Origin of the sequence: Blautia sp. DFI.6.71, assembly GCF_020593585.1 — a bacterium.
Classification (GTDB): Bacteria; Bacillota; Clostridia; order Lachnospirales; family Lachnospiraceae; genus Blautia_A; species Blautia_A wexlerae.
This window is the reverse complement of record NZ_JAJDMJ010000014.1, coordinates 71,232-82,855: the sequence shown is the minus strand read 5'-3', so window position 1 is coordinate 82,855 and position 11,624 is coordinate 71,232. Positions and strand designations below refer to the sequence as shown.

Sequence of the window (11,624 nt, the reverse complement as noted above, 5' to 3'; positions counted from 1 at the left end):
TATCAGCTTACCAAAGCTTACAGAATTTCTTCCGCTCGCTAGGGGAAATCAGCTATGCTGATTTCACAGCTCGCACCAGTATTATATCATACCACTCACTTCAGCCTCCCGGCTCCAAAGCTACCTTCAGCGCTTCTGTTCCCGGGAAACCTTCCAGCTTATAAGTTTCCCTCTCTGTGGGACATTACCGCCTACTCCTCTTTTTCACAGCCTTTTTCTGGATTCTACTATAATGAAAAAAGGCTTTCTTGTCAAGAATGTTTCTCCGGATTTCACAAATTTATCAGGAGTTACTGTTCACTCCGTGCCCAGTAACACGCTTCGCGATGCACAGAATTTATGCTATTCGCATAAATTCGCGCGGTATGTCTCGGGATTTTGGCATTCTCATGCCAAAACACCTCGCGGGATAGTGACGTGTGAACAGTAACTATCAGGAATCACTGCCGATCAGGACTTTCTTTCCCTCAAAGGCAAATCCGTAATGTCGGATTCTGTCTGAGGAAATTCCTGCCATCTCCAGTTCTGTGTCATACTTTTTCTCCCTGATCTGCCGCAAAGCATTCTCTGCCGTTTGTTCCAGATTCTTCTCTTTTGCCGGATTATGCACTTTAAACTCCATGATAATTCCATCCAGATTCTCCACCAGAGGCTCCATCATCACATCATATCTGCCCAAGCCACTTTCTTTATTGGAAGTAATTTTATATTTATCTGCCAGATCTACAATCAGCCCCAGCACAAATCCATGATAAAATCGTTCCGGTTCCAAATGCTCTGAAGGCTTTCTCCCCACATCGAAACTGCTGAATGTCTGTAAGGCCACCTGATTCATATACTGGTTCATGTAATCAAGATCTCCCAGAAGCAACGCCTGTTTGAAATTCTCATAGGAACTGCTTTCTTCCGGAAACCAGCTCTCCACCATATCTTCAAACATCAGCAGCACTTCATAATTAGTGATCTTAAGTCCATATAAATAACATCCGCCTCTTCTGTCCGGGATTTTTTTCTCCACTTTCAGATATCCGCTGGCAAGCAAAAGACTCCAGATTGCACCTTTTTTTCGCTGAAGCTGTTCAAAAACGATCTGCTCATCCATTTTGAACATCACTGTCTTTCCTTTCAGCAAATCCTCAAAATCCATCTTCAACTGTGGAGAGCCCTCTCGTATCAGTTTGGAAACCAGACTGTTTTCACTGGTTGCCGCCCAGTAAGTATTAAATTCACCAGTATCCAGAAACTTAATGATCGACCATGGATTATAAATATCTGTATGCCTGCCAAACGTGAACCCATCATACCACTGCTTCACTTCATCCTTCTTGTCTGCCTTTCCCATCTGCTCCAGAGTCTGAAACACTTCCTGCTCTGTAAATCCAAAAGAAGAAGCATATTTCTCAGATGTGGTGGTCACAACCTCCAGATTATTCAGATCCGAAAAAATGGATTCTTTGCTCACTCTGGTGATTCCTGTCATCAGCCCTCGCTCCAGATAAGGGTTTGTCTTAAATGTACAGTTAAACAGACTTCTGATAAAAGTGGTAAGTTCTTCCCAGTATCCATACACGTATGCTTCCTGCAAAGGAGTATCATATTCGTCCAGCAGAATAATGGCTTTTTTTCCATAATACCGGTACATACAGATGGCAAGTCTGTGAAGTGCCATCGCTGCTACCGCATCTGACATATCTGGTCTGACATATGCAAAATACTCCCTTTCCTGCTCATTCAGCACATCGCTTTGTAAAAGGAAATAATATTTTGCATAAAGGTCAAGAAGCACCTGAATGATTCCATCTCTTGCAGTCACATAATTCTCAGCTTTTATCCCCGCAAAACTGACAAAAATCACAGGAAACGTTCCCTGTAAATCCTGATATTTCTCTTCCTTCCAGATATCCAGTTTCTCAAACAGCTTTCCGGAATCTACATGCTGATTGGAGAAAAAATAATCCACCATACTCAGATTTAACGTCTTTCCAAAACGTCTCGGGCGCGTGACCAGTGTTACATCATCCTGATTCTCCCACCATTCTTTGATAAAAGACGTCTTATCCACATAAAACACACCACTTCTGATCAGCTTACCAAAATCCTGCATTCCAATGGAAATTGTTGAATTCATGGATACTTCCGCCTCCTTTCTGGTGTCATACGTATATTTTTCCCGCATTGTCGAACAAAATTTTATCAATAATATCCTTTGCATTATTTACGGAAAGATATCCGTCCTCTATTTTTTCTCTCAGAACACTACACAGTGAAAAACGGAATGCAAGAAGGGAGCCATAACTTTCCTCTACTGTCCACGTATCACATCCCCAGCAGATTTTATCAATCTGGGACATCTCGATCAACTGATGCATTACACGTTTTGATGCGGTGTAGGATAAGATTGGAAGCCATGTCAGATCCGGATATAGATTCGGATATCCGTCTACTATGGAAAAAAGATCATCCACCCATGGAAAGCCACAATGCAGTAGCACAAATTTCGTTTCCGGATTATTTTTTATCACATTGTTCAACTGCAGTATATTCGTATCTATAACTTGCCCCATTCCTGTGTGACATTGTAATGGAAGTGACACTTCCGCCGCAATTTCACATATTTTCCAGAACAAATAGTCCTGAAAACATCTGATATCTTCCTGGGTTATATCCGACTCTTTTAAACGGAATACCCTTTCAGCCTGCTCCCGCGTCACTTTTTCAAAATGAAGACTACGCTCATAGGCCATCGCTATTTTTAAGGCCACACAGCCCTCACTCTTTTTTTGTATGATCCACTTTCTGACCCACTCCACATAATCCTGTAAATTGTCCGGCAGCTCACCGAAGTTCTCTTCCAGTGATACACCGTCATGATTGCGAAGTCCTTTTTTATAGCCCAAAAAGAACAAATCCAGTCGAAAAGCAGGCGTAAACAGTTCCGGTCTTCCATTGTCAGAGCCCGGATTCCAGTAGGTATCTACGATTACTTTTTGATACTTACACTTATTTTTCAGTACATCCATGTAAAAGTCGGGATTTTGATGCGCTTTTCTGATCTGATCTGAAATCTGATCCCAGTTCTGAGCTGTGATCGGCTCTGATATTCCATACAACTCCCCGATTGCCTTTTGAAGCCAGACAAAATAAGATTTATATCGTGTTTTTTCCAGATATGCATTCCTGCTTTCTGCTGTTGTCCCCGGAGTTACCTGCTGCCATTGTAAATACGTATTATTTATCAGCTTATCCAGATCAAAATCCACCATCGCCTGTTCCGGCAGATGATGTGAATGCGTGTTCCTGATTTTATGATCGGATATATAGTTCATTAATTCCTGCTCTATCTGATTTGCTGTTCCCATGATAATATTCCCCTTTCTTCCTCTTATCCATTCTATCCGTTTGACTACCTATTTAAAAACCACAGAAAAACAATTTCTTCTTTTCCGCAATAAAGCGACAAATCGTTTATTCCACACTTTTCAGGGATTCTACCATGTCAATCTTCTTTAATTTCTGATGCATAAACAGATTTACGATCATGGAGAATCCAATTGTCAGCAGTCCACAGTACAGGAAACTGACAGGATTAATATTTCTTCCGAACATGACCGCATCCACTTCCACAGTACGGATAATATATCTGTGCAAAAAGATTCCGAATACAGCCCCTGCCAGCACGCCGATGAGGGTAAGGATAACATTCTCCCTGTATACATAGGCCGAAACCTCAGTATCATAGAATCCCAGCACCTTCAGGGTTGCCAGTTCTCTCTGACGCTCCGTAATATTGACATTGTTCAGATTATACAGAACCACGAAAGCAAGCATTCCCGCAGAAATGATCAGCACTATGATCACCGTATCCAATGCTCCAAGCATTCTGTGAAGCTGAGCCTCCAGACTGCTGGTATAGCTGATGCTTAACGCAGCCGGATACTTCAGGATCTCATTTCCCACCTCAGATTCTGATTCTTTGTACTCCTCTTTTACTGTGAACACAGTTGCAGAATAGTTCGGCTTCTCCCCGAAGGTCTGTTCATAGACATTTCCTGTCATATAAATATAATGTCCCATGTAATTCTCTGTCACTGCTGCGATCTTTGTCTCATAATTTTTTCCATCCTTTGTGATGGTCATGGTATCCCCGACTTTCAGTCCTGTCAGAGTTGCCGTCTTCTCACTGATCACTGTACCTGCTTCCGTCAGCTTATATTTCTCTTTTGTCTTTCTGTCCTGAAGAGTTACATCCTTATTAAAGGTCTCAAGATTCTCAGGCACATACACATATACGCTGATATTGGATTTATTTCTGGGAACACTCATCTTGGTAAACTGCACATGGGTATATCTCTCGATCTGGCTGTCATTCTTCAAAAATTCATCCAGCTCCTGTCTCTCCTTATCCGTTGCATCCTCATCATCAATGATCGTTCCTGTATAATGCTGAAGCTCCTGATACTGCCGTCTGGCAATATCCATAATGGAATCCCTGAGTCCAAAACCTACCAGCATCAGCGCCATACTTCCCGAAATACCGAAAATCGTCATAAAGAAACGTTTTTTATATCGGAAAAGGTTTCTCAGAGTAGATTTCCATGTAAAATTCAAGTGCTTCCAGAAAAGCGGGATCCGTTCCAGCAGGATTCTCTTACCCTCTTTGGGAGCAGGAGGACGCATCAGTGATGCCGGAGTTTCCGCCAGTGCCCTGTAACAGGAGAAAATGGTGGCTCCGACGGTACACACAGTTGCCGCACCTGCTGCTATCATTGCAAATTTAAACTCATAACGGATCTGGATATTGTTCATCATGCCCTTGTACATAATGCCATACCCGTTAATAATAACCAAAGGCAGGATCTTCTCTCCGATCAGAATTCCCAGAATACTGCCTCCCACAGTGGCAAGAAAGGCATACAGCAGATATTTGGATGCAATCGCATACTTGCCGTATCCCAGAGCCTTCATTGTACCGATCTGGGTTCTCTGTTCTTCCACCATTCGTGTCATGGTAGTCAGACTTACCAGTGCAGCCACCAGGAAAAAGATAACAGGGAAAACCTGTCCGATACTTCTCATTCTGTCTGCATTATCCCCATAATCTGAATATTCCGGCAGATCATTGCGGTCCGTTACCATCCATTCCGGCATACTGATATCATCGATCTCATCCTGAGCATCCTGAATCTTCTTCTCACCGTCTGCAATTTCTTTCTCTGCATCCCTCTTGCCGTCTTCGTATTCTTTTTTACCTTCTTCCAGATCCTTCTCAGCTTTCTTGATGTCCTTTCTGGAATCCTTCAGCTTCTGTTCGTTCTCTGAGATTTCCTTCTCTCCATCCCTCAGCTTCTGTTCATTGTCGGCAATCTCTTTCTCGCCGGAAGCAAGCTTCCCTTCATTCTCCCGGATCTGTGCTTCTCCCGAAGCAAGTTCTGCCTCCTTCTCCTCTAACTGAGCCTGGCTGGAATTTAGTTTTGCTTTTGCAGCATCGATCTGTTCCTGTGCTGACTCAAGCTGGGCTTCTTTTTCCTGAATCTCTTTTCTGGCTGGTTCCAGCTTCTTCTCCTGAGCCTTCACCTCTTTCCATCCTGCATCAATCTTTGCCTGGGCATCGGGAAATGCGGCCTCCTGCTGGTTCAGTTCTGCTTCCTTTGCATCAAGCTGGGCCAGTCCGCTCTCCACCTGGCTTAAACCACTCTCCAGTTCACTTCTTGCTGCTGCGATCTGGTTTCTGGATGCTTCCAGCTGGGCCGCCTGACTGTCCACCTGCTCCTGATAAGCGGAAACCTGTGCTGCCAGAGCCGCCAGGTCTTCCTCGGAATATGTGCCTGAAGCTTGTGCCTGCTCATACTGTGCCTGCAATGCTGCAAGCTGACTTCTGGCACCCTCAAGCTGAGCCTCTCCTTCTGCAAGTCCGGCCTCCTGCTGCTCAATCTGCGCAAGTCCCTGATTGCAGCTTTCCTTTTTGGCATTTAAATCCTGTCTGGTTGCTGCAATCTGCTCTCTGCCTGACTGGATCTGCGCCTTGCCATTGTCAAGTTCCTGCTGACTCTGGGTAAGCTGCGTCTTTGCATCTGCAATCTTCTTCTCACCGGCACTTAACTGGTTCTTGCCATCCTCAAGCTGAGCCTTTCCATCATCAAGCTTTGCCTGGTTTTCGGAAACCTCCGCCCATCCGGCATTCAGCTGTTCCTTTGCAGATGCGATCTGTGCTCTGCCACTGGCAATCTGCTCTTTCGCACTGGCAAGCTGGGATCTGCCGTCCTCTAACTCCTTCTTTGCATCTGCAAGCCGGGCTTTTCCGTCCTCCAGTTCCTTTTTTGCGTCTGCAAGCTTTTTCTTGCCATCCTTATATTCCTTCTTGCCATCTTTTAACTTCTTTTCGCCATCCTCCAATTCTTTTCTGGCATCCGCAAGCTTCTCATCAGCCTCCTTCTTGCCGTCTTCAAGTTCCTGTCTGGCATCTGCAAGCTTGTCATTAGCTTCCTCTACAATCTCATCATATCTGACCTGGCACCGTTCTGCCTCAATCCCCTCCACTTGCTCCTGCACTCGCTCTATCAGGGAATCATAAGCATCTGTATAGCTGATCAGATCCTGTGCCCCATGAGCCTGCACATAGATCTGTGTATAAACCTCCTGGTCAAAATCCTCAGGAAGCACATAGGCAAATCCATTAACCTCACCGGAACCCAGAGTGGAATTTCCGCGATTATAGGATATGTAAAGCGGACTCTCTCCTAAACCTACAACTGTGTAATCTGTCTTTTTCAACAGTTCGCTGTCTCCGCCCTCTTTCAGGGTAATCTGATCACCCACCTTATATCCATTGCTCTCAGCAAAAATACAGTCAAGGAAAATCTCTCCGCTTTTTTCCGGAGCTTTTCCCTCTGTCACTGAGATCCGGTTCATGGTTTGATCCACAGCTTCCACATGAAGTACCTTCTGCTTCTCGCCTTCTCCACACATTACATCTGTACCATAGGCGCCCTCTGCATTCTCTACTCCGTCCACCTGCTTAATGGCAGCTACATCATCCTCCGTCAGTCCCAGAGTTCCCATTACTTTGATATCCATAAGATTGGTTTCATCATAATAGGCATCACCTGAGAAGCGCATATCCGGTGACGAGGCCTGTATCCCGGAGAAAAACGCAACTCCCAGAGCAACGATCATAAATATGGAAATAAATCTGGCTTTGCTCTTGCGTATCTCCATCCAGAAATCTTTATGCATTGCTTTCATATTCATCACCTACCATTCTATCTCCTCTATGGGTGTAGGATGGTCATTCATTGTCATCCTGGAAACCTTGCCGTTCTTGATCTTGATCACACGGTCTGCCATAGGTGTCAGCGCCGAGTTATGGGTAATGACGATCACTGTCATTCCACGCTCCCTGCACATATCCTGCAACAGCTTCAGGATTGCCTTACCAGTCTGGTAGTCCAGTGCACCTGTGGGCTCATCACACAGTAAGAGCTTAGGATTCTTCGCCAGTGCCCTGGCAATGGAAACTCTCTGCTGCTCACCACCGGAAAGCTGTGCCGGGAAATTGGTCAGTCTGTCCTTCAGTCCCACTTCCTCCAGAACCTCCCTGGCATCCAGCGGATTTTTACAGATCTGCAATGCCAGTTCTACGTTCTCCAGCGCTGTAAGATTAGGCACCAGATTATAGAACTGGAATACAAATCCAATATCATTTCTCCGATAACCGGTAAGCTGCCTGCTGTTATATCTGGCAATATTCCTTCCATCCACCAGAACTTCTCCGCTGGTAGCCTGATCCATACCCCCAAGAATGTTCAGCACTGTCGTCTTGCCCGCACCGCTGGGACCAACGATCACTACAAACTCTCCCTTGGCAATCTCAAAGCTGATCTCATCCACTGCAACGATCTTTACTTCTTTGGTTCCATATATCTTGGAAACCTTATCCAGTTTTACATATGCATCTGTCATCTCACTCATCCGCATTTCCCCTGTAATTTTATTTTTGCTACACCGGTAATTTTATTTTGTTACAATTATTAACGATTCTTTTGACCCCGATTTATTTCCGTATTTATTTACAGGCAGGTCAAATTCTGACCTGCCTGGTAGTCTTAATGGTTATATTTATTGTAACACATTATACCTGTAATTAAAAATAAAATATTCATAAAAAATCCAGATACTTCAAAACCGCCTGATCATCTCAGGCGGTTCATCATTTTAACCATGTGGCATATCTCCTTTCTTCTTATTTCGTGTACCAGAACATCTTATATCTTCTTTACCCGTTATTATTTTACATTAAGCTGATGACGAAAATATAAAAGTGGGACTAAACATACATCATCTGACCTCGAATCTTTATTTTTATTCTTACCTGATTTCCGCATGAAAGAAAAAAATCATGCTCATATACACACTTATGGTTTACAAATCACAAAAAGCAGCATCTTTATATAGTGAATTTGCAAATTCAAAAAATTTAAAGGAGGCAAAAATTATGCCAGGAACATTTAACGGAACAACTTTAACTATTTCAGCTACCCCCGTAGACGGTGCACTGATTCCCGATAAAAGTGCAACAAATGTAGCGGGAATTGCCATTGTGGGGTCAGATATGTATTGCGTAAAGACAACCGGTCTTAAAACTACATTACTCAAAACGACTGACTACATGGCAACAAAAGCAACTGCCGTAAAAAAAGATCTGAACTGGTTCGCTCTGGGACTTACCAAAATTGGAAATTATCTGTATATGCTTGCAGAAGACCATAAAGGTTACGGCGGTTCTACAACCATCGTAAAACTGGATACCAAAGGCAATCAGCTCGGTACGTACAGTATCAATGAAATTTGTCCAAAAGGCGCATTAGGTATCACTGCAGCTGACGGAACTAACGAGAAATTTATCATTATGCATTACGCTGACAAGAGCAATGCTGGGACATTAGCTTTCAGTGTTGTAGACTGGAAGGCTGCTGAAGCAGCAAGTACATTCACAGTTACTAACTCAGGTTTTGGTTATACCACACGGCTTCAGGATATTTACTATCACACTTCATTTGGATTATTTATCCTGACAAATAACACTTTTTCAACACTTCAGAACCGTATTCTGGTAGTTGATTATCATCTTACTGATGATAAAGGTAAAAAATACACTCCATGTTCGGTCATCAATGTAAATAAAACAGGTGAATATAAGCAGTACAACCTTGAATCAATCTGTATGAAAGCCAATCACCTTGTGCTTGCATCCAATGTTATAACATCTGATGGAACCGCAGAAGATAAATTCTCTGTGCTGGAAGGCATTACCTACTCCGGTAAAACCTATACTTTTGCATGCGGTTTTAAAGCAGGAGCCCGTGTACCTACCAAAGTAGATCCCAACTATGAAACAACTAATCTGGGATGTGTATCCTTTAACGGAAACAATACTCCATATTTTATAAAACAAAGTCAAGATAAAGTCGCTGTTCTTGGCTACTGTAAAAATTATATGAATACAAGCGCAGGTGTATCTCACTTTAAAACATTCACTGACGGTTTATTAGGTCATGCCAACGGTATGAGCTGTTTTAACGGAAAATTCTTTGTTGTCGCAGGAAATAACAAAGTGGTTGCTATCAGCAGTAACAAAGAGGATGAGGAAATAACATATACAGTAACTCCCAACGATAACGATAAATCATTTGCTCTTAAAGCAATTAATTATTTTTATGAGGCAAATACAGCTTTATTATTGTCCGTTGTTGACGGAACATTAAAGCTCTATAAATGTACATTTGAAAATGAAAAAAATGTAAAAGCCACTTATCTTTGTACACTGGTAAACGCCGGTCAGCCTACATCCCAGGATATTTTCTATCACAATAAATTAGGGCTTTTTGTCGGAACCAGTAATCCACATACTGTAAGTGGAGTAACGACTAAAATCACAACAAAAAACACCTTGCTTCATTATAATCTGAAAAAACTTGATGATAGCAAACTTTTATATCCGGATTTCGGATTTGTTACAGATATTCCTGCTAAAGATGCTCAGGGCCGCAAATATAACAGTTTTGAACTGGAATCAGTGGCTCTGGATCAAAATAATAAATTAATCGCTGTGTGCAATGTCAATGTCAAAGATGCTACCCACACCAGTGGTTTAGCATCCACTGACGGCTTCTTTCAGTATAATACGCTTGAATTTATTACAGCTTGATTTTGCTACATCAATAACAGCATAAATTTCCATTATAAAAAGCAGGCAGTTTTTCGCCTGCTTTTTATAATTCCAATTTTCTATTTAACAACAACTTTTTTATTATCTGACCATACGCCAAACTGTTTAATACCATTCAACAACGTATATGCATGCGCTTTCAAATAGTAAACTCCCGGTTTTATATTTTTAAAAGTAACTGTATTTTTCTTTTGATTTTTTAATACAATATTTTCTCCTGAATCTGCATTCTTAAGTACGCAATCAAACCCATCACTGTATTTTAAATTTCCAAACTGTGCGGTTACTGTTTTCTTTTTCCCGGTAATTTTTATTAATTTTATATTATCTTTATTTAGTTTAACAGGAGGCATCCGCATTTCATTAGACCACCTGCTATAACTTTTTTTACCATTTTGAACAGTATAAGAACGGACTCTGGCAAATCCCATAGTCGGCACTTTTTTTAATATACAGGTTGTGTTTGCAGAATTTTTATTAGCTAATACCTTAGTACCATCATATATTTGATATTGATATCCATCTGCATTCTTTACTTTTCCGCTCAAATCAATTGTAACATAGATTTGTTTGTTTACTATATCTGAATCAACAGATTTTATATACGGACGATTTGTTTCTGGTTTTGAAGCAGTTCCCTCACTTACAAAAGGAATACCATTCATCTTACAGTAATAGTATGCATATGAATTTTTCTTTCCATGAACTGTTAGAGAATCACAATTTATGAACGCCTCAGCACCTATCTCAGTAACTGTTTCAGGTATATATAACGTTTTCAGTTTTCGACAGTCAGCAAATGCAAAAAAATCTATACTTTGAAGATTTTGGGGAAGTTTAACACTCGTCAGTTCACCGCAGTATATAAATGCACTTTGTCCAATTTTTTTCACATTATCAGAAAGTATTACCCTTTTAAGCTTTGGACATGTGCTAAAGGCAAAAACTGGAACAGTATCTACTGAAGCCATCCACTCTACTTCTTCTATATTCAAATTATCTTCAAAACAAAATTTTTCTACTTTAGAAACCGAAGGAAGAAGCATTATCTTCTTATAATCTCCAGTTGGGTATTCTCCATACACACGGCTCTCTGAAATTTTCAACTGTTCATACTTATTTTTACTTTCAATGGTTATCTGTGATTTCATAGCAGCTTCTGCTGAGACAGATGCAGAAATTGCTACACACGTTAAAGCAATCAACAATATTTTCTTTACTTTCTTTGACTTCATAGAATCTCCTCCAATCAATAATATTCATCTATTATCATAGTATATCACTAACTATAAAAGATCCTGTATTTCTGGTATTAAAAGTATTCTAATGACCCCGAACCAAAATGCAAATTTAAATTAATCTCCACAGTTTTGCAGCAACATATGTTCGCCTGTAGTCT

The 11,624-nt window shown here is 41.6% G+C and carries 6 protein-coding genes; 1 reads left to right on the top strand and 5 read right to left on the bottom strand.

Features of this window, described 5'->3' with window-relative positions; all coding sequences use genetic code 11:
- Window positions 1-433 precede the first annotated feature (433 nt).
- The 4 genes from LJE12_RS08340 to LJE12_RS08325 form a co-directional block, all read right to left on the bottom strand.
- Window positions 434-2,128, bottom strand: coding sequence for an AAA family ATPase (locus LJE12_RS08340; protein WP_227226539.1), 1,695 nt, complete (start codon window positions 2,126-2,128; stop codon window positions 434-436).
- A gap of 25 nt (window positions 2,129-2,153) precedes the next feature.
- A complete protein-coding gene (locus LJE12_RS08335) occupies window positions 2,154-3,359 on the bottom strand; it encodes an amidohydrolase family protein (protein ID WP_055060203.1) in 1,206 nt (401 codons plus the stop codon).
- Between the two features lie 106 nt (window positions 3,360-3,465).
- A complete protein-coding gene (locus LJE12_RS08330) occupies window positions 3,466-7,248 on the bottom strand; it encodes an FtsX-like permease family protein (RefSeq protein ID WP_227226540.1) in 3,783 nt (1,260 codons plus the stop codon).
- A gap of 3 nt (window positions 7,249-7,251) precedes the next feature.
- The gene (locus tag LJE12_RS08325; RefSeq protein WP_022381281.1) at window positions 7,252-7,968 is read right to left on the bottom strand and encodes an ABC transporter ATP-binding protein; all 717 of its coding nucleotides are present in this window, start codon (window positions 7,966-7,968) and stop codon (window positions 7,252-7,254) included.
- Window positions 7,969-8,491: 523 nt separating this feature from the next.
- On the opposite strand from LJE12_RS08325, the gene LJE12_RS08320 reads away from it, so the two are divergent.
- Window positions 8,492-10,204 (top strand): hypothetical protein, encoded by a 1,713-nt coding sequence (locus LJE12_RS08320; RefSeq protein ID WP_022381280.1) that lies wholly within the window; start codon window positions 8,492-8,494, stop codon window positions 10,202-10,204.
- A gap of 80 nt (window positions 10,205-10,284) precedes the next feature.
- Here LJE12_RS08320 and LJE12_RS08315 read toward each other — a convergent pair whose 3' ends face one another.
- On the bottom strand, window positions 10,285-11,460 hold the full coding sequence (locus tag LJE12_RS08315; RefSeq protein WP_022381279.1) for a leucine-rich repeat domain-containing protein: 1,176 nt from the start codon (window positions 11,458-11,460) through the stop codon (window positions 10,285-10,287).
- Between the last annotated feature and the right edge of the window lie 164 nt (window positions 11,461-11,624).